The sequence below is a fragment of the Tamaricihabitans halophyticus genome, assembly GCF_004340875.1.
In the GTDB taxonomy this organism is placed as follows: domain Bacteria; phylum Actinomycetota; class Actinomycetes; order Mycobacteriales; family Pseudonocardiaceae; genus Tamaricihabitans; species Tamaricihabitans halophyticus.
Genome location: NZ_SLXQ01000011.1, coordinates 46,138 through 71,267, shown reverse-complemented (window position 1 = coordinate 71,267; position 25,130 = coordinate 46,138). Strand labels below are relative to the sequence as shown.

Here is a 25,130-nt window from a genome sequence, read left to right as displayed (position 1 = left end):
GCCCGAGTGGTAACTACGGGCGTGCGGGATGGCTAGGAAGACGAAGGGGGCACGGCATGGACCACCAGCGTTCGAGGCTGCGGCTGATCGACGTCGCCAAGGAAGCTGGCGTGTCGATCGCGACGGCGTCCCGCGCGCTTTCCGGTGCCGCAGGGGTGAGCGAGGACATCACGCAGCGGGTTCGTGCGGTAGCCGGGAAGCTGGGCTACGTCGCCAATGTGCACGCTCGTAGTCTGGCCGGCGGTGCGAGTTCCAGCGTCGGTCTGCTGGTGCATGAGATCGGCGACCCGTACTTCGCGGAGATCGCCAGCGGGGTCCTCCGGCTCGGCGCCCAACAGGGGTTGACCGTGCAGATCTGTCATACCGGGAGGGACCCGGACAACGAGCTGACACAGATTCGCGCGCTGATCGCCAATCGCGTACGGGCAATCATTATCGCCGGTTCCGGCTTCGTGGACGCGGGCATGCAAGTGGCGGCGAAAGAGGAGCTGCGGGCGTTCGAAGCCTCGGGCGGCAGGGTGACCGTCATCGGTCGCCATCATCTCGGGGCGGACGCCGTGCTGCCGGATAACGTGGCCGGTGGGCGGTCGGTGACGGAACACCTGCTCGCGCTGGGCCACCGCAGGATCGCCTTCGCCGCCGGGTCGCTCGCCCTGACCACCGTGGCTGACCGGCTGTCCGGTGCCGCGGAAGCGTTGGGGGCGGCCGGCCTGTCGATAGCCGAGCTACCAGTTGTGGACGTGGCGTTCACCCGCGAGGGCGGCAAGGTCGCGACGGAACGGATTCTTCACGAGTTTCCCGACGTGACGGCCATCCTCGCGCTCAACGATGACATGGCGATCGGGGCGCTGTCGGTGTTGCGAGCCCAAGGGATCGCGGTGCCCGAGGAGATTTCGGTGGCGGGCTTCGACGATGTCGCGGTCGCGGAGGATCTGTCGCCGAGCCTGACGACGGTTCGGCTACCGATGGCGGAGCTGGGGGAGCGGGCGCTGTCCTTGGCGCTGAAACCGCCATCGGCGCGGCCGCGCCGGAGAGCGACCGGTCATGTACTGGTAGCGCGCGATTCGACGGGGCCACCACGTTGCTGATCCGTAGCCGGCTTCGGGGCGCGGGAAACGCGGGTGCGGAAGAGGCTCCCGGCCAGGTCAATTTCCTCGCCGTGAATACCTCGTGACCGGATAGCGGCCAACCCCGCCGAGGTAGTCAGGATCTTTCCGCCACCGTGCCGGACGTGTTGTCCGTCGTAGATCACTCGCCCGCCCGCGATGGTGCTCCGTACGCTGCCCGAGTTGGGCTCGACCAACACGATATCGCCGTCCGCACCTGGCATGAGATGGCCTTTGGCGGTCAGGCCATACATCAGCGCGGGCTGCCGGCATGCCTTGTGCACGAGTTGCCGCATGGTCAGCGCGCCGAACCGGACGAGCGCCAACCCGTACCGCAGGATGACGTTTCGCCAGCTTCCGCCGTCCGAGGAAATCGCGTCCACAATGAACTCGCCCGCGCCGTCCCAGCGCTGGTTGCCCGCCGCGTCGACCCGGACGCATGCCTGACCGAGCGCGGAGAGTCGGTTGTTGACGGGAAAGTTGAGTGCCGAGTTCGCTGGATCGGCGCGCCATAGTTCTCGCCCGGCTTCGCCGGTCACGTGGCGCGGCCCCTCCGCTGTTTCCTCGAGTACATGGGCGTAGCCCGCGACAAAGGCGCGCTCCAGCCCCGCGACGTCAGGGCTGAATCCGCCTTGGCGCAGGCAGTTCAACACGATCTGGTCCTCGAGCGCGCCGTCGGCGACCGCGCCGAGGCACAGATTGAGCTCAGCCAGGTGCGCCTCGCTGACTACCCGTGTCGCGTTCCAGAGCAGTTCGGTGGCTACCCGGTTCTCGTGTTCCACCGCGTCGGTCGCTCCGCGCAGGTAAGCGTTGGTATGCGCGATGTGCAGTGGGTTTCCCTGCGCGAGTTGGATCGCCTCGCGCATCCCGTCGAGGTTGCTGCCGTGCTCGGTGGTGCCAGCATGAAACGCGCAGTACGCCCCGAGCTCGGCCGCTTGCTCGATGACCCTGGCTGAGGTTTCCGGCGTGTTGGGAAAGTGCCCGCCGAGTAGCTTCACGCCAATCGCGCCGGCGGTCAGACTGTCGGCGACCGCGTCGCGAAGGGTGGGCCGTGCGGCCGTGCCGGAGTAGGAGCGGATGCCCTGGAGGCCGAGCATCGTCAGTCCGGTCGTCGACGTGTGCCACTGGTCGAGCGCTCGGCCGAAATCGAAGAACTCGACGGCGGTGGTGACCCCGGCCATGGCGAGTCGCTCGTACGCGTTGGTACTGGTCGCGGTGGACTCATGGGACAGGTCAGTCAGGTGCACATGACTGTCCACCACGCCGGGAAGGACGTACGCGCCTTCGGCGTCGATAACCTGGGTCCCGGCGCTGGTCGACAAGCTCGTGCCGATCTCCGCGATGCGGCCATCGACTACCGCGATATCGCAGACGTGGTCGATATTGGCGCTCGGGTCCACGACATGGCCGCCGCGGATCAACAGTCGACCTATCGTCTCAGCCGTCATCTCCGCTATCGCCCTTCTGCTCGCCAAACCGGGCAACGATCACCGCAAGGCGCGCCAACCGTTGATTGATCAGCATGTCGGTGCAACACAACTTGCGTCAAGTGGTGATTATGCATGAAAAGTTGTCTATAGTTCTCGGATCCGCGCAGCCATCGAGGTGGAGAATCCTATGAGTACCAACCAACCTGCCCCGTCATCCGATAAGGAGCAGCCGGTTGGCGAGGTCGCCGGCACCGTGACGCCACTGCGTCGTGGAGTGCAGACGGCGATCGCGGTCGCCGGGCTGGTACTGAGCGCCGTCCTCGGTCCGTTGACTTCCTCACCGACGTTATGGGGATTTCTGCCGTTGGCGCTCTACGCCGTGCTGCTGCTTGCGGACCTGGACATCGTGCTGGCCACCACGGTGGGCTTGCTCTCCGGGCTGCTCGTGCTCGGCGCTGGACCGATTGACGCGGCCGACTATCTCGCCGACTCGCTCGCCTCCGACGTGGTGGTGATCGGTCTGGTGATCGTGCTTGGATCCGGCCTCGGCGAGGTGCTGATGAAAACCGGCGCGGCCACGGATCTGGTCCGGCTGATCGTGCAGCGCATGGGCATCGACTCGGCGCTGCGTGCGCAACTCGGCATCATGTTGGCCACCGGGGTACTGGTGATCGCGCTCGGTACGCTCATCGGCGCGTTCGCGTTGGCTGCACCGCTGGTTATTCCGATCGCCGCGCGGCTGGGATTCACCAGATCCGGCACCGCCCTGATGATGTTCATCGGCGGCACCTGCGGGATGTTCGTGGCGCCATTTGTTGGCAGCATGGTGGCGATCCGCAGTTCATCCGGGATCTCCTATCCAGAGTTCGTTCTGGTCGCGGGCGGCCCACTGGCGATCGCCTGCTTCGTCGTCGGGTTCTTCCTGGTGCGGTGGAACCTGCGCAGGCCGACCAGTCCCGAGGATTTCTATGGCGCGGACGATCAGGTCGACGAAGCACTCGAAGTGCCGCGCTACGCGAGGCAGAGCACCGTGGCCTTCCTCGGATCCTTCGTGCTGATGGTCGTCTACGCGGTGCTGACCGGTGCCGGTACGTCCTTCGCGGTACTTGCCCTGATCGGCATGGCCGTCGTCGCCGGCGCGGCCGGGCGGCTCTCCCCGACGGCACTGCTGCGCGCGCTGTACGACGGTTGCGGGCGGCTGTTCAACTTCTTCCTGCTGTTCTGGCTACTCGCCGCGCTCTTCGCGGTCATCGAGGAGCTCAATCCCTACGAGATCCTGCTCGATCTGTGGGGCAGCAATCTTGTTGCCCTCGGCACCTTCACCTTCCTTGTCCTGGTTGGACTGATCGGTTGGATCGGTATTCAGGGCGCTTCGGCGGCGCAGGTGCTCCTGGTGGACCAGATATTCGGACCGACCGCGGACGCGCTCGGCGTGCCGATCGCCGCGTGGTCGGTCGTGCTGCTTGCCTCGGCGCAGGCCGATACGTACGGGCCGTTCCCCGGAGTGAACATGATCGCGCCGGTGGGGCTGGCCAGGTCCACCGCGTTGAAGCGGGTCCTGTACAGCTCGTGGGTACTGCTGCTGGTGTCGCTAGCGGTGTACACCATCGAGATCGCGATCCTCCACTAACCGTTGGTGGTGGCGCCCGCACGGGGCGCCATCCTGCTCCGACGCGGCCTTGATCGATACGTACACGTTCTGTGATCGGCCGACTTCGCCCACACTGCGAGTTTGTTACTTCAATTTCACGCATCTATATATGCTTATGAGCCTGTTTCACGTACATTGGCCTGTCATTGGGCTGAGATCCGTAATTGTGAGGTAGGCGATGGAAGAACTCACCGAGCTGGACCGGCGGATCGTCGCCGCGCTACAGCTCGACGGACGCTGCTCATGGGCAGAGGTGGCCAGGCTGGCCGGCACGACGGAGAGCACCGCGGCGCGCCGAGGTGGCAAACTGCTCGAGGACGGCACCGTACGGGTTGTCGGGGTAGCGGACCCTCTGGTCTGCGGACTCGGGCAACCCGTGCTGGTTCAGCTCAACTGCGCGCCTGGTGCGGTACGCAGCGTGGTCGATGTACTCGCCGCCCGCTCGGATACCCGTTTTCTCGCGCTGAGCACGGGAAACTGGGACATCATCACCGAGATCATCGTGCCCTCTCGGCAGGTCCTTGTCCAAGCGCTGGTGGACGAGGTGGGCGGCCTCGCCGGTGTACACCGGACCTCGTCCGCACTGGTTACCCGGAACTTCGCGATGCGACACGACTGGAGCCGCGACCTGCTTGACGCGGCTCCAACGGCAGTGCCCAGCTCGGCCGACGCCCTCGCCGACCCGGTCGAGCCGTGTGTGCTCGATGATGTCGACCGCAACTTGCTCGCCGCGCTCGCCGACGATGGCCGACGGCAGTTTCGGGACCTGGCGAAGGGTCTGACGGTCGGCGAGACCGGGGTACGGCGAAGGATCGAGCGCCTCGTCGCCAGCAGGGCACTGGTGTTCAGCACCTTGGTTTCCCCTGCGGCGCTTGGTTTTCAGGTCGAACTGTTCGCCTCGCTCAAAGTTGATCTCGCCCAGCTGGACGAGGTAGCGCGGTTGCTCGCGGAGCGGACGGAGGTTCGCTATGTCTCGGCGACCGCGGGGGCGGCGGATCTGGTGTGCGAGGTCATTCTCGCTCGGCCGGCCGATATCTATTCCTTCACCACCGGAGTACTCGGCGGTTTGCCCGGCGTTCGATCCGTCGAGATCGGACTCGAACTGGAAAACCACAAGCGTGCTTACCGGCCCTTCGAAATCTGACCGCATGGAGTACACATGCAGCTAACCTATTTACTACCCGCGCCCATGCATGCGACGGAGCTCGGCGTCGCGGAGATGCGGCGGCGAGCCGGATTGCTCGCGGAATGGGCGAGCGCCGGCACGACGGTGACCGTATCCGCAGTAGACAGTGGGCCAGCGTCCGTGGAGTCGGCATTCGAGGAGTACCTGGCGATTCCCGCGATGGGCGCGCGGCTGCGCTCAGCCGAGAACAACGGCGCGGACGCCACGGTGGTCGGTTGTTTCGGAGACCCTGGGCTGGACGGGCTGCGCGAGATCGCTACCCGTCCGGTCGTGGGCCCGGCTTCGGCAGGGATGGCTCTGGCGGCCACGCTTGGACACCAGTTCTCCGTGGTGACGGTGACCGCGAGTGTTCGACCACTGCTTCGCCGGCTCGCCTGGGAGACCGGCGTACTCGGTGCGCTCGGCGAGGTACGTGCGGTCGAGTTGTCCGTGCTCGAGATCAATAACGACCATGAGGCCGCCCACGGCGCATTGCGCGCCGAATGCGCGCGCCTGCTGGATACCACCGATACGGACACGATCGTGCTCGGTTGTATGAGCATGGGCTTTCTGGGAGCTGCCGAACGGCTGACCGAGGAACTCGGTGCTCCGGTGGTGAATCCGGTACGCGCCGCGTTGCACCAAGCCGAAGCCCTGCATCGGATGGGGCTCGCGCACAGCCGACGTGCCTATCACCGGCCGCCCAAGCTCGCCGATGGCGACTCGATCGCGGTTCTGGCGCACCAGGCGGACGGCCCGATGGAGGTGACCGCGTGAGGATCCGCGCGATGCTCGTGCGGTCGATCGGTGTTGGCGCGGCGACGGCAGTCCTGAGTTGTGTGTTCGCCGCGCCTGCCACGGCCGCGCCAGCGGAGCCCACTCTGGCAGCTGCCGAGGTGACCGTCACCATGCGGGACACTGGTGCCGACGTGGTACGCAGCGAGTTCCGGTTGACCCGGCCAACAACCGAAGCCACGCCGATCGAGCTACTGGTCCCGCACCAGCGGGACGCGCGAATCGTCTCGGTGACCACCCCGGACGACGAGCACGATCTCGCCGCGCGGTCCGCCAACCGGATCACGACCGAACTGGCGAGCGGAACCCAGGAATATGTGGTGGAACACGAACTGGATCGCACCGCGCAGGCGCGGGCGGTTCCGCTGGTGATTCCGGATATTCCCACCGACCGGGCCGCGCGGGTAGGCATCTCCGTCGCACTGCCCGCCGGTCAACGGCTCGTGGGTGACAGCATGCCCAGCTTCCGGCAGGCCGATTCCGGCGGGGACCAGGTCACGGTCGAACATCGAGGCAACTCCCTGCCTTCGACGGTGGTCGCTGACTACGGCTCGACGGACCGGCTCTCGCTCGGCACCGTGGTTTCGATCGGTAGCGGCCTCTTTCTCGCGATCGTCGTGGTGTTTTGGGCTGTCGGTATCCGAAGGAAGGAACGGGCCGAACAATGATTCTTGCGGACGGCACCCTCATAACCCCGTTTGGCATTCCATTCGACACCGCCGTGCTCGCGGGCCTGCTGTTGTCCTTGCTGGCGATCGTGCTCGCTGGACGCGTTGACCGGCGGTCCGCCCAGCGGGCAGAGCGGACCAAGACAACCGAGGAGGACGCTCGATGAGCTTCGAACTCGTCTTCCTGTTGACTCTGTTCGTGTTCCTGGCGATCACCTGTTACGAGGGTTTGCGGTCTTACCGTGCGAACAAGAGCGAACAGGATTTCTTCGTCGCGGGCCGCAAGGTTGGCCCGTGGATCGGTGGTGCCAGCATCGCCGCGACACAGATGAGCGCGGGTACTTTCGTTGGCACGGTGGGCATCCACTACGTAACAGGCGCGTCGTTCATGTGGGGTTGGGCGGGGATCTGGGTGGCTTTCCTTGTCTCCGCGTACGTCATCGCGCCGCGGCTGCGGCGGTACGCGCATGAGCGCAACGCCCTGACCTTCCCGGATTTCATCGCCGACCGGTTCGGTGGCAAGGTTCCCCGCGCCGTGGTATCCGTGCTGCTTGTGCTGTCGTATCTGGTATTCATCTCGGCGCAGTACCAGGCCGGTGGCATCATTCTGGAGACGGTCTTCGGTATCCCGTTCGTGTGGGGCGCGGCGATCCTGATGGTCGTGATCGTCGGCTACACGGTGATCGGTGGAATGTCCGCCGTGGTGCGAACCGACTTTCTCCAGCAGATCACCATGGCGGTGGGAGTCGCCGTTGGCCTGCCATTGCTGATCAGCCATGCCGGTGGGATGTCCACGCTCACCCAGTCGTTGCCCGAGGTCTCCGTCGACTTCATCGGCTGGGGTTTCGGCGGTGCCGAGATCGCCGGATTCTGGCTCGGCTTCGGGTTCGCGGCACTGTGCGCACCGTACCTGTTGATCAGGTACTACTCGATGCCCGACGACCAGACCTGCCGCCGGGCTTCTGGGGTGGCTCTGCTGTTCGTGTTGCTGACCGGAATCTGTATTGCTATCGCGGGTATGGTGATGCGTTTCCTCTATCCGAATCTGTCCATTTCGGATGCCGCGTCGACGATTCTCGCATCCGAAGTGTTGCCGCCTTTCCTAGGCGCATTACTGCTTACCGCCGTGATCATGGCCGTACTGAGTACAGTGGACTCGGTGCTGCTTGTCGCTGGTCCCGCGATCTCGCACGATATTTACACGGCGCTGCTGCGCCCGAACACCCCGGAGCGCACCAGGACTAGGATCAACCGGATCGCCACGGTGGTGATCGGCGTGCTACCGCTGCTGCTCACCCTGCAGGAGCTGGACATCGTGCAGTTCGTGGTGCTGAGCTATGCCGCACTGCTGGCCAGCACGATCACCGCGGCGGTACTGCTTGGCCTGTACTGGAAGCGGGCGACCAAGGTTGGTGCGATGTGTTCCATGCTCGCCGGCTTCGCTGTCTGTCTGCTGTGGTACCTGTTGGGTAGCCCAGCGGTGGAACCGGTCGTTCCCGGAATCCTGGCCAGCTTCACCGGCATGATTGCTGGCTCACTGCTCAGCCGACCGGTACCGCCGGCTGAGCTCGAGGTCTTCTTTGGTCCTGACCGCACAACCCGAACACCCGCAAGCGCGGTCGCCGGCCGCTAACCCGGGCAGTCAACGAGAGGAGTTTCGCAGTAATGGTCCAGAAATCGGGCGCGGATCCGGTCCGCTATCAGGGATACCGGTCGTTCGACGCGTTGCAGCCGGGCGAGGACTACATCGAGTTCACCCTCGCGAAGGAAATCGGCCGAGTCAACTCGAGAGGTCCGGAGCTCACCGACGCGCAGCGCTCCCGTGTGGACAAGTTGATGGCCGACAACACGGTCATCTCGCTGCACGACCACACCGCGGTGTTTCCGGAAAACATCGAGGAGACCTTCGCCTACAACCGGACAGGGCGCAATCACACCGGCTACGAGGGCCTGTCCATTTCCGGTATCGACGCGATATTCGAGAACTTCATGGACGGCACCTGCTGCATTACCTCGCAGATGGGCTGGAAATGGGAAGACGTTCTCGTTGACCTTGGCATGCGGTACTCGGATATCGCCAAGCAGGACTTCGTGATCAGGGCCGAGCGTGTCGCGGATATCGCCACGGCCCGCGCCAACGGCCAGATCGCACTGGTTCCCGCGCTGGAAGCGGCGACGCCGATCCAGAACGAAGTGGACCGGATCGACGTGTTGTATGGGTTCGGCGTGCGGCAGTCAGGCATCGCCTACAGCGAGTCGAACACGCTCGGTACCGGCCTGCGCGAGCGGCACGACGGTGGGCTGACCTACTTCGGCGAGAAGGCCGTGAAGCGGATGAACAAGCTGGGCATCGCGATCGATGTCTCGCATTCTGGCGACCGCACCAGCATGGACACCATCAAGGCCTCGGATCAGCCGATCTTCATCACGCATGCGGGCGCCCGTTCGGTGTGGCCGACCAAGCGAATGAAGCCCGACGATGTGATCGTGGCCTGCGCCGAGCGGGGTGGGGTGATTGGTATCGAGGCGGCTCCGCACACCACGATGAGCCCCAACCATCCAGCGCACAATCTGGACGCGTTCATGGAGCACTTCACCTATTGCGTTGACCTGGTCGGTATCGATCACGTCGCGTTCGGTCCGGACACCCTGTTCGGCGATCACGTGGGCCTGCACGACACCTTCGCCAAGCACCTGTCGATCTCCGCGGCACACGACGGGCCGGAGTTCAGCAAGGTCGACTTTGTGGACGGGATCGAGAACCCGGCTGAGGAGTTCCACCACATCACCGGCTGGCTCGTCAAACACGACTACTCGGACGACGAGATCAGCAAGGTGCTCGGCGGAAACATTCTGCGGGTACTCGACCAGGTGTGGTAGTCGGTCCGAGTATCGGCCTTCCGCCGGTCAGCTGCTGATCTCGAGCGGAGTGAGAATCCGGTGTGGTTCGGCGAGCGCGCGGGCCACTCGGTCATCGCGGCGCATCGCGTTGGGTCCGGAGCCTGGCCGGACAATCAAGTCGGCAGGGTCGGGCGTGTAGCCACAGCTGGCGCAGTGGCCGACGTCGTCCACGTCGGTGTCGCAGTCCGCGTGGCTGTAGACGCGGGCGGGGTGTGGCCCGCTGGTGTACTGCTCGCCCCATTTGGTGAGTAGGTAGACCACGGGCCACAGCGCCCGGCCCGCTTCGGTGAGCACGTATTCGGGGTGCCCATCGGACACCTCGCGGCGCAGTACGCCGGCGGTCATCAGCGTATCGAGCCGCGCGGTGAGTACCGCCCTGGAGATATCCAGATGTTCGCGGAGGTCGGTGAATCGCCGTACGCCGTAGAAGCAGTCACGCACGATCAGCAGGGTCCATCGTTCGCCGACTACCTCGAGGGCACGGGCGAGATAGCAGCCCTGCTGGTCGTATCCGGTTCCCAAGGACATGGCCCCAGTCTATCCACACCCAGTCTGTTCATCAGACCAACGCTGTGCAAGTATGGTCTGGTGAACAGACTGCCGGTTGCTCAAGGCGGCCAGGAGACGCGGGAGCCGAACCGGTCGTTTGCCGCCGCCGTCGCGCTCAGCTCGATCAGCACCTTTGTGGCGATGCTCGCCTACTCCGGTCCACTCGGAAACGCGCCAACGCTCGCGGGGAAGTTGGCCGCTTCGTCGACCGCCACGACGTGGATCCTCAGTTCCATGAGTATCGGGCTCGCCGTCAGCCTGCTGACCGCGGGCGCGGTTGCCGATCTGTCTGGTCGGCGGCGGGTGTTCATCGCTGGAGCGGTGGTACTCGCGGCTGGCTCGGTGGTGTGCGCCGTCGCGAGTACGCCGCTGTGGTTCATCGTTGGGCGGGTTATCGAGGGTGTCGGCGCCGCCGGCGTCATCGCCACTGGGCTGGGGCTGGTTGCGGCGGTGACGAGGGATTCCGCGCAAGGATCACGATCGGCCGCCTGGTGGGGCGCCAGTATGGGGCTGGGCATCGCGATGGGTCCGGTGCTGACTGGGCTGTTCGATCTGGCCGATTGGTGGCAGGCGACCTACTGGCTGCTCGCGGTGGCCGGCGTTGCCATCGCGGCTACCGCACGTGCCAGCTTCGTTGAGACTGAGGTGATCCGCGGTCGCAGGCTGGACCTGGTTGGCGCTGCGCTGTTCACGGTCGGGCTCACCGCCGTGTTGATTGCCCTGGTTGCGGCGCGGCAAGGCGAGATCGGTTTCGCGTTGGCATGGGGTGGATTCGCCGCCGCGACACTGGTCGCCTTCGTCGTCAGCCAGCTGCGCGGCCAGGCCCCGATGGTCGAGCCGGCGCTGTTTCGGCGCGGTGGTTTTCTGGCTGCCACGTTGGCCGCCGCGGGTGCCGGGGCTGGCGTAATCGCACTGATGTCGTTCGCGGGAACTTTCCTTGCGGGCGGTATGGGGATGACGAGCGTGCAGGCCGGGATGGCGCTGGGACTCTGGTCGGCTACCAGCGCTTTCTCCGCGCTGTTCGCCCGCTGGCTGCTGACGAAGCTCGGCGGCAGCGCCTTGCTGGTCATCGGACTGGCTGCGACCGGGGTAGGGATGCTGCTGCTCACCGGTCTGTCCGCTACCTCGACCGTGCCGCGTCTGGTGCCTGGTTTGCTCGTCGCCGGCGTCGCTACCGGGATACTCAACGGCGGGCTAGGTCGACAGGCGGTCGCGACCGTGCCGCCGGAGCGTGCCGCGCTGGGTACCGGGGTGACCAATACGGCGCGCTATGTGGGTGCCGCGATTGGCGTCACGGTGGTGAGTCTCGTGGCCGTGGCACCGCCGTCCGATACCGGCGCTCAGTTCGCCGGCTGGAACCAGGTCGCCGTGCTGTGTGGCGCGCTCTCGCTGATGGCGGCACTCGGTGTGTGGGCGCTTGCTCGTCGGCGCTGATCGGGTTCGCCGCGCGGTTTCGGGGCATCGGTAACCCGCCCGGGCCATATCCCGACCGCGGGGAAATGCGCATACTCGTACGATGACCAGATTGGCTTGCGTTCTGGTGGGAGCACTTGTGGTGCTCGCTGGCCTCAGTGGTGCGGCTACGGCTCAGCCGACGCAATCAGCGCAAGCGCAGCCGTATTCACTTTCCGGTGGTGTCACCGAGCCGATCTACTCCTACGCCGGTGCGGTCCGCGAATCCGTATGGGTTGATACCGGCACCGAGGTTGATGGGGACGGGCATCCGGACAGGGTCGCGGTGGACATCATCCGTCCTGCCGAGCCGGCGGCGGCCGGCCAGCGGATCTCCACGATCGTCGAGGTCAGCCCATACTACGCGTGCTGTGGGCGGGGCAACGAGGCGCAGCTCAAGGGCTACGCCCCGGACGGGACTCCGGAGCGGTTCCCGCTTTTCTACGACAACTACTTCGTGCCGCGTGGCTACGCGGTCGCCTTGGTCGACGCGCCGGGCACCAACCGTTCCACCGGCTGCTCGGACAACGGCGGGCCGCTCGACAACGGGGCGGGAAAGGCCGTTGTGGACTGGCTCGGGGGTCGCGCGCAAGGGTATGACGCGGTACGCCACGGCAAACCGGTAACGGCGGACTGGGCGTCCGGAACGGCCGGCATGATCGGCAAATCCGCGGATGGCTGGGCCGCGAACGGGGTGGCGACGACTGGAGTCGAAGGCCTACGCACGATTGTGCCGATTGGCGGCGTCACCTCGCTCTACCGGCACTTCAATGCGGACGGGGCATCTGGCGGGTATCCGCCAGGTTCGGGCGAACCGAAGCCGCCGGACCCGGACCCTACGCAGGAGAAGCGGTGCGCGCCGTTCCATGACGAACTGGCCGAGCAGCAGGGCGAGCAGGCTGACTGGAACCGGTACTGGGCGCAGCGGGACCATGCACCGCAGGCCAACGGTATTCGGGCCAGCGTCTTTGTCGTACATGGCCTTGGTGACGTGTTCAACGCACCCACTCGCGACCTGCAGCGGTGGTGGACAGCACTTGGTGACCAGGGTGTCGGCCGGAAACTGTGGCTCGGTCAAGCGGGGCACGTGGACCCGTTCGACTTCCGCCGCGGGCCCTTCGTCAAGACGCTGCACCGCTGGTTCGACCGCTGGCTGTACGACATCGACAACGGCATCGACACCGAGCCGCCGGTGCTGCGGGAAAGCAAGCCGGATACCTGGGTACCGGAACAGGCATGGCCACCGGCCGATACCCAGGAGGTCACGCTCTGGCCGAACGCGGGGGCCGGGTCGGGACCTGGCGGTCTGGCCAGGACGCCAGCGCCTTCGGGTACGGACTCGTTCGTCGATGATCCCGAACTGAGCCGTTTCGACTGGGTGCTCGACCCCGAGGCGTCCTCCCCGGCCAGGGTCGTTTACCGGACGGAGCCGCTGCCGCACGACATCCGGTTGTCCGGTACGCCTTCGGTGCGGGTGACCGCGTCGTCCACGACCGACACCGCAAGGGTCGGCGCGGCCATTGTGGATTACGGGCGTGCCACCATTCGCGATTACCTCGGGGACGAGCAAGGGATTCGCACGCTGCCGGAGCGATCGTGCTGGGGTGCGAGTACGCCTGCGGACAGCGCTTGTTACCTGGAAACCGAGATCGCGTTGACCGATGTGGACCACGAGATCATCGCGAGCGGGGCGGCCGAACTGGGCAACTGGGCGACCTTGGGTCAGCAGTTGCCGTTGACGCCTGGCCGGTTCTATCCGAAGTCCATGGGACTGTCCGCCGTCGACCACGTCGTGCCGGCGGGCAACCGGCTGGCGATCGTCCTCGGTGGGACGGACGCCCAGGGCTTCTTCGCGCCGAGCCAGCGACCGGAGATCGAGCTCGATCTGACCCGGACCTCGGTCACGCTTCCGCTGGCACCAGGCTCCTAGCACACGCTTCCCGTAGCGAATAAGACGCCGTGACCTGGCCTTACTGTGTCTCGAAGTCGCGCTGGCGCCATTCCGGTTGACTATGGCGCCATGGATGCGCCATAGTGGCGCCATGGATCTCACCCCATATGTAGACAAGCTGGGACGGGAGTTCGCGGCGGCAGCGGAGGCTGGCGGAGAAGAAGCGCGAGAACTTGCCGAGCGGCTGTCCGCGCCGCTGGAATCGGCCATCCGGCTGACCCTGCTCGAGGCCTTGTCCTCGGCGGCTGCCGAGATCACCCAGGATCTCGCGCCCGGTTCGGTCGAGGTGCTGTTGCGCGGCAGGGACCCGCATTTCGTGGTGACCCCTCCGGCGAGTCCGGAAGCTGGCCAGGATGGCGCAGCGTCTTCCCAGCCGGCCGATGGCGGTTTCGGCGCGGCCGAGCAGGTAGCCGAGGACGGGGTAACCGCGCGGATCAATTTCCGACTTCCGGAGCACCTCAAGATCGCCATCGAGGAAGCGGCCAGCCAGGTGGGACGTTCGGTGAACGCGTGGCTGGTTCGCGTCACCTCGGCCGCGCTGACCCAGGCTGATCCGGCGCAGCAGGGGGAGCGGTCGGGCACACGGTCGCGGCAGCGTTACACGGGTTGGGTTCACTAGGCGAGGGGGCTGACAATGTCTACATTCGATACTCCGGATCCGATCTCGGCCACGTTCGACCTGATCGTCGGAGACCTGCATATCGCTGCCACCGACCGGGACAACACGGTGGTCGAGGTACGGCCGAGCGATGATTCGAGCGAAGCCGACAAACGGGCCGTGGAACGCACCAGGGTCAGCTATTCGAATGGCGCCTTACTGGTGAAAACGACCAAGTCGCGGGGACTGGACCTGTTCAGTCGAACTGGTTCGGTTGACGTGCTGGTCGAGCTCCCGAGTGGTTCGCGAGTACACGCCGAATCGTCGGTGGGGGATCTCCGGAGTACGGGCAGACTTGGTGAGTGTTCGGTTCGAACCTCGACTGGGCGGGTTTACCTGGACCAAACTAGACAACTGCGCTTGCGTACCGCTGCTGGAGACGTCGAGGTACGCGAGGTCATCGGTTCGGCTGAGGTGAGTACCGGTTCGGGAACGGTGCGCCTCGGCGTGCTGGATGGGGATGCGATCGTTCGCAATTCCAACGGAAGTACCGATGTTGGCGCCGCGCATGGCGATATCCGGTTGCAGTCGGCGAACGGAAGTATTGCCGTGCAACATATTTCGGGCTCACGAGTCGAAGCGAAGACGGCGAATGGGGATATCCGAATCGACGGGATGTCCAGCGGCGCGGCCGTGCTGCGCACGGCATTCGGTGAGATCGAGATCGGCATCGCGCCTGGCGTGCCGGCGTGGCTCGACGCGCATACCGGCTACGGGCGACTGCACAATCTCCTGCGCGAGTCCGCGCAAGCGCCGCCGGAGGCCGAGGGCTTCCTTGACGTGCGCGCGCATACATCCTGCGGTGATATCACCATCCGCCGTATCTAGATTTCCGAGCAAGTGTCACGCGTGCCCGTTTCTGGTGCGCGACAACAAGTCCTGCTCAACGAAGAGCGTCCAGAAGGGAATCGCGGGTCATGATGCGAAGACAAGCTATCGAAGTTACCGGGTTACGCAAGTCATTCGGTGACCACTTGGTGCTCGACGGGATCGAGTTAGGGGTTCCCGCGGGAACCGTCCTCGCGCTACTAGGGCCGAATGGCGCGGGTAAGACGACAATCGTGAATATTCTGTCGACATTGCTCAAAGCAGATTCGGGCCAGGCCTGGGTCGGTGGCCACGATGTCGCCACCGAAGCGGACGCGGTCCGTAAGTCGATCGGTGTCACCGGACAGTTCTCCGCGGTGGACAATCTACTGACCGGCGAGGAAAACCTTCGGTTGATGGCGGATCTGCACCATCTCGGGCGCTCTACTGGACGGCAGCGGGTGGCTCAGCTACTCGAGCGGTTCGATCTACTCGAGGCGCGAAACAAGACCGCGGCCACCTATTCGGGCGGTATGCGCCGACGACTGGACATCGCGATGACCTTGGTCAGCGAACCGAGTGTCATCTTCCTGGACGAGCCGACCACCGGTCTGGATCCACGTAGTCGGCGGAACATGTGGGATATCGTGCGGGGGCTTGTCGCCGACGGGGTAACCGTCCTGTTGACGACCCAGTATCTCGAGGAAGCTGATGCACTCGCCGGTCGGATCGCCGTGCTTGACCACGGCAAGCTCGTCGCCGAAGGCGCGCCGGAGGAACTGAAACGTCGGGTACCCGGTGGGCACGTGCGGTTGCGGTTCCCTGATGGGCACAACCTCGAGATCGCGGCGAAAGTGTTGGATCACACGATCAGCGCGGACCATGAGTTGACCCTGCGCGTGCCAGATGACGGGAACATCGGTTCGCTGCGGAGGTTGCTGGATCGGCTGGATGACGCATCGGTGGAGGTCGACCAGCTCACCGTGCACACACCAGATCTGGACGACGTGTACCTGGCTTTCACCGGAAGTCCGGCCGAGCGCCCAGCCGAATCGATCGAGGCGGTGACCAGGTGAGCGGCATGACTATCGCGGTGACCGATTCGGCCACGATGCTCCGGCGCAACCTTCGCCATATGCTTCGATACCCGTCGATGACGGGGACGATCATCGTGATGCCGGTCGTTTTCCTGTTGCTGTTCGTCTACGTCTTCGGTGGCACCCTTGGCGCGGGGATCAGCGGCGCCGCGAGTGGGCGAGCGGAGTACGTCAACTACGTGACCCCGGCGATCATCGTGATGACCGTGGCAGGCGCGGCACTCACCGCCGCGGTATCGGTGTCGATGGACCTGACCGAGGGAATCATCGCACGGTTTCGCACGATGGCCATCGCTCGGGTATCGGTGCTGACCGGGCATGTACTGGGTACACTGGTGCAGGCGATGGCGAGCGTCCTTGTCGTAATCGGGTTCGCCTTGCTCGTCGGGTTTCGGCCGTCCGCGGGTTTCCTTGCCTGGCTTGGGGTTGGCGGCGTGCTGCTTGCGATGGCGTTCGCGCTTACCTGGTTGTGCGTGGCGCTTGGACAGGTCAGCAAAAGTGTTGAGACGGCGAGTAACCTACCTATGCCGCTGATCATCCTGCCGTTCCTGGGCAGTGGTTTCGTGCCGACCGAGTCGTTGCCCTCGGCGATCCGCTGGTTCGCCGAGTATCAACCCTTCACGCCGATCATGGAGACGTTGCGCGGGCTACTGTTCGATACTCCGGTCGGGGGCAACGCGATCGCCGCGCTCGGGTGGTGCGCGGTGATCGCGCTGGGCGGGTATCTGTGGTCGCGGCGATTGTTCAACCGGGAACCCGCGCGTTAGCTCCGGGGTTCGGTGCACGGGTCGCGGCGAGAGTGGCGGCCACCAGTAACAGTGCGAACAGTCCGTAGGTGATGAGCAGTCCGCCGCTACCGGCCCCTCCGTGGGTGGCATCGAAGCCGATGATGGCGCCACCCACGGACCGGCCGAACAGCCCACCAAGGGTTTCCGCGGTGACCACCGCGGTGGCGAGCTCGGTTGCCGAAAGGCTGGCATCCGGTGTGGTGGACAGGATGTACAGCCGAGGGTAGGCGAAACCGATACCCGCACCCGCGGCGGTCCAGGCCACCAGCGCTACACCGAATGCTGAGGGGAGCATCGCCATCGTCAGAACACCGGTACCGGCGGCGGTCGCAGCCAAGCCGGCGGCTGGCCCCGTCCAGCGGGTCTTACCTTTCCCCACACGGCCGGTGAGCAGGCTCGTCAGTCCCCAAGCGAACGGCGCGGCGCCGAGCATGATCGCCGCCTGCCCAGCGGTAGCACGGTAGCCATCGGTGAGTAGCACGGTAATCAGGCTGGCCGCACCGGAATACCCGGCGCCAAACAGGAACATCGCGGCGAGACCCGCTGGCGCGCCACGTCGCAACCGGGCGGTGCCGGCAGGAAGTATCGCGACGAGTCCGACCATCGCCATGGCGAAGCCGGCGATACCCACCGTACCGGTCAGCCAGGCTCCGCCGGTGGTTCCGATGACCAGCAGGAAGACCCCGGCCGGGATGAGCATCGTCCGCCGTAACGGATGTTCTTGCCGGTCTCGGTCCAGCGCTTGCCTTGCGGTCGCCCTGACGATCAGCAACCGTCCAATGACGACGATCGGCACTGGCGCCAGCAGTGCACATCTCCAGCCAACCAGGTGCTCGAGTGCGAGTGTCGCAGATGGACCCACCAGGGCAGGCGCGATCCACATCGCCGAGGACATCGCGATCACCCGGATGCGCAGTGCGGTATCAAGGTGCTTGATCGCCGTGCTGATCCCGAACACGGCGAGCAGACCGCTGGCGAATCCTTCCGCGAGCTGTCCAGCGGCGAAGATCCAGGGTGACTGCGCGGTCGCCGCCACTAGTGCACCAGAAAGGTAGCTGCCCACGCCGACGGCGAGTGTCGGGCGAATCCCCAGCCGGTGAATCACCCGCGACGCCAGCGGCAGCGCGACGAACAGGCCGAGCGTGGCGCCGATGATGAGCAATGCCAGCTGGTGGTACGCGCGCAGGTCCGCGGCAACGATCGGTAACAGCGTCGTCGTGACGAAACTGGTGATCGCCGCGGCGAACTCCAGTAGCACGATTCCGGTGGCAAGCAGGACCGCGCCGGGCGCACGCGTGGTGTTCATGCGGATTCCCACCGATCTCTTGATAGGATGCTAGCATACTATTACCAGATGGGATCCGTTTGTCAACATCCGTGTGCCTGGCCCAGTGGGCTGTCCCGCAAGCTGGGCCCTCAGGTAGGGGCTTCCAGGTCAATGAGCCCCGCGTCGGTGGGCTGGAAACCACAAGCGTCGAAGTAGAACGCGCCCAACTCGGGAGCAAAGTCGACGTGCAGCCATGCGCAGCCGGCCGCCCGCGCCCGTGCGACGGCCAACCCGACGACCGTCGTGGCGATACCGCGACGTTGGTGCGAACCCCGGGTTTTGGTGTCCATCAGGAAGGCGTGGTCGCCGCCATCCCATGCCACGTTGACGAAACCGACCAGGAGGCCGCGGTGATCTCGAGCGCTGACCCAACCGAGACTGTGCTGGCTGATCTGGTCCCACCAACCGGCGACCGCGTAACCGCCGTGCGATTGGACGAGGTCCACCATCTCGTCGTCAGTGAGCGGATCCCGCCAGGTATATGTGATCTCGTCGCGCACTTGGCCAGTGTCGACTACGCTTTCCGCCGCGCAACCTATTTTCCGCCGGTGGCTTCGTAGCGGCGGGCCAGTTCGGCCGGCAGTCGAGCCATGCACTGCTCGATGGCGGTCAGCATCAAGGGCAGTGCGCGGTGGTGTTCGTCGAGGTCGACCGATTCCAGCACATCCGTTCCACCGCAGGCGGCGAGCAGGGCTGGCAGATCCCGCAGGCGTTCCTCGATCCAACGGCGTGGATCCCGCCCGATCTTCTCGTCGAAATCCCGGCGGCCGACGTCATCCGCGGCGAAGTTCGGATGGTGGTGAAAGCAGCCCTTGCCTGGCTTATCGAGGTGCAGGAACAGATCGGCTCGCCAGAGCCCGCCCGGACTGACCGGGCTGACAGTGCAGCCAGCGGCACCCGCTCGGTGTTGGGTGCCCTCAACCTGGGACACGTGACGCAGTTCGATTCTGGCGCCACCATCGGCGAATCCCGGCTCCTCCCAGTAGCGAATCTGGATGGCGAGCCGGCCGTTCACGAACAGGTACTTCATCGCTTCCTCCTGCGTTGACACCTTCGTCGATGCGCCGGTAATCAGTTCCCGCTCGCCTCGACCGCGCGGAAGTCAAGCAAATCGTTGCGGGCGCGGTAAGGCAAGTCTCCGCCAGTGGAATGCGCCGTCAGAATCTCGGCGACCATCTCGGTCTGTGCCGCGATCACATCCCTTGAGGCGCCACCGATATGCGGTGTGAGCACCACGTTCTCCATCGCTAGCAGGGGATGATCGGTGGGTGGCGGTTCTTCATTGAACACATCCAGCCCCGCGCCGGCCAACTGGCCCGAGGACAGCGCGGTGATCAGCGCGTTCTCGTCGACAACGGCTGCCCGAGAGGCGTTGACCAGGTAGCTCCCCCGGTTCATCAGTGCGATCCGTCGCGCGTCGATCAACCCAATGGTGGTGGCGGTCAGCGGTACGTGTATCGAAACGATATCGCTGGCGGAAAGCAGTTCCTCCAAAGTGGCCAGCGTAGCGCCAGGTGGCGCCCCCGTGTCGGTCAAGTACGGGTCGTGGATAAGCACCGACATGTCAAATCCGAGCGCACGGCGGGCGACCCGGCGGCCAACGGCGCCGCCGCCCACGATGCCCAGGGTGCGGCCACGCAAGGTGGGGCCTTTGAAGATCCGGTAAGGCTCGTTCGAATCGATTGCCGACCATTGCCCGGCGCGTAGCCACATCGACGCCGCCGTGACGTTTCGGCAGGCATCAAGGATCAGCGCGAAGGTGAGATCCGCGGTCGTGTCGGCATTGCGTCCCGGCGTCGTACACACCGGTACGCCGCGTGCCGCGCAGGCCGCGAGATCGACGTTCACCGGCGATGCGCGACAGCTGATCACCAGGTCGAGTCGTGGAGCGGCGGCCAGGGTGGCCTTGTCGACGGAATCGACCTCGGCGACCAGCACTCGCGCCTCGGCGAGTGCGCGGTCGATGCCCTGATCGGCAAGCGACCGGCGACGGTTGGCGGTGATCGCGTACTCGATATCGAACCTGCCCGCCAAGCCGTCGAGGGTGGGTCTGTCCAGCTCACACGTGGCGAGAACCATGGGACGAGTCAACTGGAACTCCTTTCGGAAGCGGGGCGTTCGTTTCTGAATAACGGCCACAGTGGACGCTCAGCAGCGCGGAGCCTGCGGAGGTCTGAGAGTTCTACTGGTGGCCGGGTGGGAATGGCGGACGGTTCGAAGGTCGCCGAGGCAAGCTCGGTGCCCTCGCTCTGCCAGGCAGGGTCGGTCCGGCCGAGCAATCTACTTGCCTCGCCCAGGATCGCCGCCTCATCCGAGACCTGGGGGCGTTCGACAACATGACCACTGAAGTCGGCCAGCAGCTGACATAGTAGATTGCTCGCCGCGCCACCTCCAGCGATCCGTATGGTGCCGGCGATATCCAGATCCTCCGCGCATTCCTGCAAGGTCTGGGCGATGGAGGCGTACACCGCGTACGCGAATTCGGCGGATGAGGTTTCGTGTGTGAGGCCATGTACGGAGCCACGGGCATAGGCGTCGGCGAACGGAGCCCGTTCGCCGGAGGGCGAGAAGTATGGGAGTGCGGTCGGAACCGCGCCGCCCCGTTTCCCCGCCTCGGCGGCCCGCGCCTCAAACTGTTCCCAGCTTTGTCCGCCGGCGTTGACGAAGTCCCGAAGCCACTCGAGCAGCGGCGTGCCGACCATGGGGGCAAGGGAGTTGATCACGAGCCCTGGAATTCCGTAGGCGACGAGGTTTCCCGCTTCGGCCCGCGTGGACCTTCGTGCTACGCCAACGAATGAGGTAGTTCCCACGATAGCCCACGGTTGCTCGGTGCGCGTCCCACAGAACGCGTAGCCGGTCGAGGCGACATCCATCGCTCCTGTCCCGACCGGAATTCCGGCCGGGAGGCCAAGCGCGCGGGCCGCTTCGGCCGTGAGCGGTCGAGTGTTGCCAGGCATGCTGAGCGGGAGCATGGCGGCGGCGGGAAGATCACCAAGGCTGTCCATAAGGGACAGATCGCGCCGCTCAGTTCGCGCATCCCAGTAGGACCGGCAGGCATCGGTTGGATCCGTTTCCAGGAAACCGGTGAACTGAAAGCGAATCCAGTCCTTGCAGTTCAACTGCGCATGGACGCTCGCGAGCAGTTTCGGGTGGTACTCGCTGAGGTAGCGAGCGATGACCGGCAGGCTGCCAGGGTGAACCGAGCCGTGTGTGGTGCGTCGAATCCGGTCGATTTCCCCTGCCTGTTGCATCCGAACGAAGACCTCGGCAGAACGTGCGTCGTTCCACAGAATTGCCGGACCGGCCGGTTCACCCGCGCCATTCAGCAACCAGGCGCCATCGCCCTGGCCGGTGACGGCGATTCCCGCCACGTGGTTCCGGTCAACCTTGGCGAGTGCCGCGCGAGTGACGCGGAAGGTGCAGCTTGCCAGCTCGGTCATATCGATCTGCCGGTGTCCGCGTTCCGGAGTCGCGACAGGGGTTCGCTCGCGCGCCGAGGAAACCACTCGAAGTCGTTCGTCGACCACGGCAGCTTTGGTGGCGCTCGTTCCGGAGTCCACCACTAGCGTCAACTCGGACATGTCAACTCCGAACAATTGTTTACCATTGACTCGGTGCTTATCGACGCTAGCATTCTTTTAACTGCTACTTCACTATGTACATATGTGCATCGGATGGGTCGTCTCGGGTATGCGCCATAGTCCATCGGTCGTGCCGGCGATGTCGGTGCTGCCGACGACAGACCAAAGTGGGTGATCGCGGTGCCGGACGAGCGGGAACTGACCAAAGCGGCTGTCCTCTACTACCAGCACGACATGACGCATGCGGAGGTTGGCCGAGCGCTGGGCTGGAGTCGGATCAAGGTGACGCGCAATCTGCAACGAGCGCGCGCGCTCGGGCTGGTCGAGTTCGTGATCCACGATCCGGTGGCTCCGTTCGAACATCTGGAGCAGTCGCTCATCGAGCGCTACCAGTTGGATGCCTGCCGGGTGGCGCCGACGCTGGATGACCAGGATCGTACGCTGGCGGCGGTTGGTAGGGCGGGAGCCGAGCTGATGGAGGATTTCCTGCCGTACCACGGAGTGGTGGCCGTCGGGATGTCCAGGGCGGTCTCGGCGATGGTCGCTCGGCTCGACCAGATCTCCCGACCGGAACTGATCATATCGGCGGCTAGCGGGTCGGTCGCCAGAACCAACTCCTATACGGCAAGCGCGTTGGCGATCGACCTGAGCCGGCGACTTGGCGCGACGGCGCACAATATTCCCGCGCCGCTGCATAGTGATCCGGCCAATGTGGCGGCGTTGCGCCGCGAGCCCGCTATTGCCAGCGCCCTCGGTATCGCGGCCAGCGCGGGGCATCTCGTTGTCGGCGTCGGTTCGATGCATCCCGGGGGCGGTACGGCACTCGACGGGATGCCAACGCGCATACGGGAACAGCTGATCGCCGGTGGCGCTGTCGGTGATCTGGTCTCGCGATATTACGACGAGGACGCGACCGCCGTCGCGTCCGATCTCGACACGCAGCTGCTGGTACTCGAGCACGATGAGGTGTCCGCGATTCCCAAGAAGTTCGTGGTGGTTGCCGGCAGGGGCAAGGCACGCGCAGTGTTCGCCCTCTTGCGCGCCGGGCAGATCACGACGCTCGCTCTTGATGCGGATCTGGCTCGCAGTCTCCTATCCCTGTCCCCAAAAGTGAGGAATCCCGAGTGACAACAGCTACGACATCCGACAACGATGTGGTCCCTGAGCACGTTTGCCGCGAACTGATCGACGTTGGCGCGGACGCCGTACGGCGCGACCTTGTGTTGGGTAGCGGCGGGAACCTCTCGGTCCGGCTCGAGGCAGACCGCTACCTGGTGACATGCAAGGGAACCTGGTTGGATCGGCTCACCGTCGATGACTTCTGCGTGATCGACGGCCACGGCACGGTGCACCGTGGGAACGGAGAACCGACCAGCGAGTGGAAACTGCACACGCGTACCTACGAGGCCCGCTCTGATGTCAACTGTGTTATTCACCTACACCCGCAGATGTCGCTGATGGTCGACGCGCTTGGATATCCGATCCGGTTACTGACCATGGACCATGCGAACTATGTCCGGAAGGTGAATCGAACCGACTTCTACCACAACGGCACCGATGAACTGGCCGATACCGCCGCGATGGCCGTGGCCGACGCGAACTGCGTGGTCATGGCATACCACGGCTGTTCCTGTATCGGTCCTACCGTTGACATGGCTTACCGGCGAGCGCTGAACCTGGAGCAGGCGGCGATGATGACCTACCGCCTGCTCACGCTCAACGACACGGCGGCGACGTTTCCCCCGGAGGCGCTTGACCGGCTTTACCACAAGTAGACGTGCCATCGTGCGACGCGAAACCGTGTACCCGGCCCGGAGGAACCGATGTACCGCGTGACCAACCCGACGACAGGTATTACCAGCCAGGAGTTCAACGCCACCACCGACACTGAAGCCGACGCGGCGCTGCGGCGCGCGGCTGGCGCGTTTCCTCACTGGCGGGACACTCCGGTAGCCAGCCGCTGTGCCGCCGTCATTGCCGTGGCCGACAGTCTGCTCGCGCGGCGGGACGAACTCGCCGAGCTGACTACCACCGAAATGGGCAAGCCGATCACCGCGGCCAGGGCCGAGATCGAAACCTCCGCGGCGATCCTACGCTGGAACGCGGAGCAGGCGCCCGCTCGGCTCCGCCCGGAGCCTGTTGACGGTGTCACCGGCGCATGCGCCCGGGTGCAGCGGCATCCGCTTGGTGTGGTGCTCGGCGTGATGCCGTGGAACTTCCCCTTTTACCAGGTAGCGAGGTTCGCCGGTCCCGTACTGGTCACCGGCAATACCGTGTTGCTGAAACACGCGCCGCAGTGCCCTACTTCCGCGCTGGCGTGGCAGGAACTCATGGCCGAGCAACTGCCAGTTCCCGACTCGTATGTCAACGTATTCGCCACGAACGAGCAGGTCGCTGACCTCATCGGACGGCCCGAGGTACAAGGCGTTTCGCTCACCGGTTCCGAGCGCGCCGGGTCGGCGGTGGGCGCTGTGGCGGGCGCGGCACTGAAGAAAGTCGTGTTGGAACTGGGCGGGAGCGACCCGTTCATCGTCCTCGATGACCACGACATCGACTCGGTGGCCGACTCGGCCGTCGCGGCCCGGCTGAACAACAGTGGTCAAGCCTGTGCTGCGCCCAAACGGTTTATCGTGGCCGAATCTGCCTTCGAACGGTTCGCTGAACGATTCGTCGCCGGTATGTCCCGGCACCAGCCGGCGGACCCACGCGAGGAAACCACGATTATCGGCCCCTTGGCGTCGGAGCAGGCACTGCGGTTGCTGCATGGCCAAGTGACCGATGCGGTTGACCGGGGCGCGCGATTACATACTGGTGGACACCGAATTGGCGATACCGGTGCATTTTACGCGCCGACGGTGTTGAGCAACGTTACGCCGGGGATGCGTGCGTACACCGAGGAGCTGTTCGGCCCCGCTTCGGTGCTCTACCGGGTGGCTGATGACGCTGCCGCCGTCGAACTCGCCAACGACTCGCCGTATGGGCTTGGATCGACCGTGTATGCCGCTGACGAGCAGCGGGCGCTGGACGTCGCCCGCCAACTCGAGGTGGGCATGGTCGCGATCAACGGGCGGCGTCCGAACGTGCCGGCCCTACCTTTCGGTGGAGTCAAACGGTCTGGATTCGGCCGTGAACTCGGCTGCTACGGACTCGACGAGTTCGTCAATCACAAAGTGGTCGCGATGGTGTCTGGATGAGCACGCCAAC

At 65.1% G+C, this 25,130-nt stretch carries 24 protein-coding genes; 17 read left to right on the top strand and 7 right to left on the bottom strand.

The window, feature by feature from the left end:
* Positions 1-56 precede the first annotated feature (56 nt).
* Complete coding sequence (locus EV191_RS21775) at positions 57-1,088, top strand: LacI family DNA-binding transcriptional regulator (protein WP_132879005.1); 1,032 nt, start codon at positions 57-59, stop codon at positions 1,086-1,088.
* On the opposite strand, the gene EV191_RS21770 is transcribed toward EV191_RS21775, so the two are convergent.
* The gene (locus EV191_RS21770) at positions 1,043-2,554 is read right to left on the bottom strand and encodes an amidohydrolase family protein (protein ID WP_132879004.1); all 1,512 of its coding nucleotides are present in this window, start codon (positions 2,552-2,554) and stop codon (positions 1,043-1,045) included. The genes EV191_RS21775 and EV191_RS21770 overlap by 46 nt on opposite strands.
* Positions 2,555-2,723: 169 nt before the next feature.
* Between EV191_RS21770 and EV191_RS21765 the strand changes: the two genes are divergently transcribed.
* The 7 genes from EV191_RS21765 to EV191_RS21740 all read left to right on the top strand — a co-directional run bounded on the left by EV191_RS21765 (position 2,724) and on the right by EV191_RS21740 (position 9,695).
* Positions 2,724-4,166, top strand: a complete 1,443-nt coding sequence (locus EV191_RS21765) for a Na+/H+ antiporter NhaC family protein (protein ID WP_132879003.1) — start codon at positions 2,724-2,726, stop codon at positions 4,164-4,166.
* 199 nt (positions 4,167-4,365) lie between these two features.
* Entirely contained in the window at positions 4,366-5,331 is a 966-nt protein-coding gene (locus EV191_RS21760) for an Lrp/AsnC family transcriptional regulator (RefSeq protein WP_132879002.1), read from the top strand.
* 15 nt (positions 5,332-5,346) lie between these two features.
* Complete coding sequence (locus EV191_RS21755; protein ID WP_132879001.1) at positions 5,347-6,129, top strand: aspartate/glutamate racemase family protein; 783 nt, start codon at positions 5,347-5,349, stop codon at positions 6,127-6,129.
* Entirely contained in the window at positions 6,126-6,815 is a 690-nt protein-coding gene (locus tag EV191_RS21750) for a hypothetical protein (protein WP_132879000.1), read from the top strand. The genes EV191_RS21755 and EV191_RS21750 overlap by 4 nt, the downstream gene beginning before the upstream one ends.
* Complete coding sequence (locus tag EV191_RS30160; RefSeq protein ID WP_165913045.1) at positions 6,812-6,982, top strand: hypothetical protein; 171 nt, start codon at positions 6,812-6,814, stop codon at positions 6,980-6,982. The genes EV191_RS21750 and EV191_RS30160 overlap by 4 nt, the downstream gene beginning before the upstream one ends.
* Positions 6,979-8,448 (top strand): sodium:solute symporter family protein, encoded by a 1,470-nt coding sequence (locus tag EV191_RS21745; RefSeq protein WP_132878999.1) that lies wholly within the window; start codon positions 6,979-6,981, stop codon positions 8,446-8,448. Before EV191_RS30160 ends, EV191_RS21745 begins: the two co-directional genes overlap by 4 nt.
* Before the next feature lie 32 nt (positions 8,449-8,480).
* Positions 8,481-9,695: a dipeptidase gene (locus tag EV191_RS21740; RefSeq protein WP_132878998.1), complete on the top strand. Its 1,215-nt coding sequence runs from the start codon at positions 8,481-8,483 to the stop codon at positions 9,693-9,695.
* A 27-nt stretch (positions 9,696-9,722) separates the two neighbouring features.
* On the opposite strand, the gene EV191_RS21735 is transcribed toward EV191_RS21740, so the two are convergent.
* Positions 9,723-10,244, bottom strand: coding sequence for a winged helix-turn-helix transcriptional regulator (locus tag EV191_RS21735; RefSeq protein WP_132878997.1), 522 nt, complete (start codon positions 10,242-10,244; stop codon positions 9,723-9,725).
* A gap of 60 nt (positions 10,245-10,304) precedes the next feature.
* Here EV191_RS21735 and EV191_RS21730 point away from each other — a divergent pair, with 60 nt between their 5' ends.
* The 6 genes from EV191_RS21730 to EV191_RS21705 all read left to right on the top strand — a co-directional run bounded on the left by EV191_RS21730 (position 10,305) and on the right by EV191_RS21705 (position 16,997).
* Entirely contained in the window at positions 10,305-11,699 is a 1,395-nt protein-coding gene (locus EV191_RS21730) for an MFS transporter (protein WP_132878996.1), read from the top strand.
* An 82-nt stretch (positions 11,700-11,781) separates the two neighbouring features.
* Complete coding sequence (locus EV191_RS21725) at positions 11,782-13,647, top strand: CocE/NonD family hydrolase (RefSeq protein ID WP_132878995.1); 1,866 nt, start codon at positions 11,782-11,784, stop codon at positions 13,645-13,647.
* A 112-nt stretch (positions 13,648-13,759) separates the two neighbouring features.
* Positions 13,760-14,287, top strand: coding sequence for a hypothetical protein (locus EV191_RS21720; RefSeq protein ID WP_132878994.1), 528 nt, complete (start codon positions 13,760-13,762; stop codon positions 14,285-14,287).
* A 15-nt stretch (positions 14,288-14,302) separates the two neighbouring features.
* Positions 14,303-15,154 (top strand): DUF4097 family beta strand repeat-containing protein, encoded by an 852-nt coding sequence (locus tag EV191_RS21715; RefSeq protein WP_132878993.1) that lies wholly within the window; start codon positions 14,303-14,305, stop codon positions 15,152-15,154.
* A gap of 92 nt (positions 15,155-15,246) precedes the next feature.
* Positions 15,247-16,209: an ATP-binding cassette domain-containing protein gene (locus EV191_RS21710; protein ID WP_207894615.1), complete on the top strand. Its 963-nt coding sequence runs from the start codon at positions 15,247-15,249 to the stop codon at positions 16,207-16,209.
* Between the two features lie 5 nt (positions 16,210-16,214).
* Positions 16,215-16,997, top strand: coding sequence for an ABC transporter permease (locus EV191_RS21705; RefSeq protein ID WP_132878991.1), 783 nt, complete (start codon positions 16,215-16,217; stop codon positions 16,995-16,997).
* Here the strand turns inward: EV191_RS21705 and EV191_RS21700 are convergent.
* The 5 genes from EV191_RS21700 to EV191_RS21680 form a co-directional block, all read right to left on the bottom strand.
* Positions 16,975-18,324, bottom strand: a complete 1,350-nt coding sequence (locus EV191_RS21700) for an MFS transporter (protein WP_132878990.1) — start codon at positions 18,322-18,324, stop codon at positions 16,975-16,977. The genes EV191_RS21705 and EV191_RS21700 overlap by 23 nt on opposite strands.
* 110 nt (positions 18,325-18,434) lie before the next feature.
* Complete coding sequence (locus EV191_RS21695; RefSeq protein WP_341539633.1) at positions 18,435-18,845, bottom strand: GNAT family N-acetyltransferase; 411 nt, start codon at positions 18,843-18,845, stop codon at positions 18,435-18,437.
* A 35-nt stretch (positions 18,846-18,880) separates the two neighbouring features.
* Entirely contained in the window at positions 18,881-19,375 is a 495-nt protein-coding gene (locus tag EV191_RS21690) for a hypothetical protein (protein ID WP_132878989.1), read from the bottom strand.
* A gap of 41 nt (positions 19,376-19,416) precedes the next feature.
* Complete coding sequence (locus EV191_RS21685; protein WP_132878988.1) at positions 19,417-20,436, bottom strand: NAD(P)-dependent oxidoreductase; 1,020 nt, start codon at positions 20,434-20,436, stop codon at positions 19,417-19,419.
* Complete coding sequence (locus tag EV191_RS21680) at positions 20,433-21,926, bottom strand: FGGY family carbohydrate kinase (protein ID WP_132878987.1); 1,494 nt, start codon at positions 21,924-21,926, stop codon at positions 20,433-20,435. The genes EV191_RS21685 and EV191_RS21680 overlap by 4 nt, the downstream gene beginning before the upstream one ends.
* A 171-nt stretch (positions 21,927-22,097) precedes the next feature.
* Here EV191_RS21680 and EV191_RS21675 point away from each other — a divergent pair, with 171 nt between their 5' ends.
* From EV191_RS21675 to EV191_RS21665, 3 genes are read left to right on the top strand one after another with little or no spacing between them, the layout of a single operon-like run.
* Entirely contained in the window at positions 22,098-23,054 is a 957-nt protein-coding gene (locus EV191_RS21675; protein WP_132878986.1) for a sugar-binding transcriptional regulator, read from the top strand.
* On the top strand, positions 23,051-23,701 hold the full coding sequence (locus EV191_RS21670; protein ID WP_243659124.1) for a class II aldolase/adducin family protein: 651 nt from the start codon (positions 23,051-23,053) through the stop codon (positions 23,699-23,701). Before EV191_RS21675 ends, EV191_RS21670 begins: the two co-directional genes overlap by 4 nt.
* A gap of 48 nt (positions 23,702-23,749) precedes the next feature.
* The gene (locus EV191_RS21665; RefSeq protein ID WP_132878985.1) at positions 23,750-25,120 is read left to right on the top strand and encodes an aldehyde dehydrogenase family protein; all 1,371 of its coding nucleotides are present in this window, start codon (positions 23,750-23,752) and stop codon (positions 25,118-25,120) included.
* Positions 25,121-25,130: the final 10 nt, after the last annotated feature.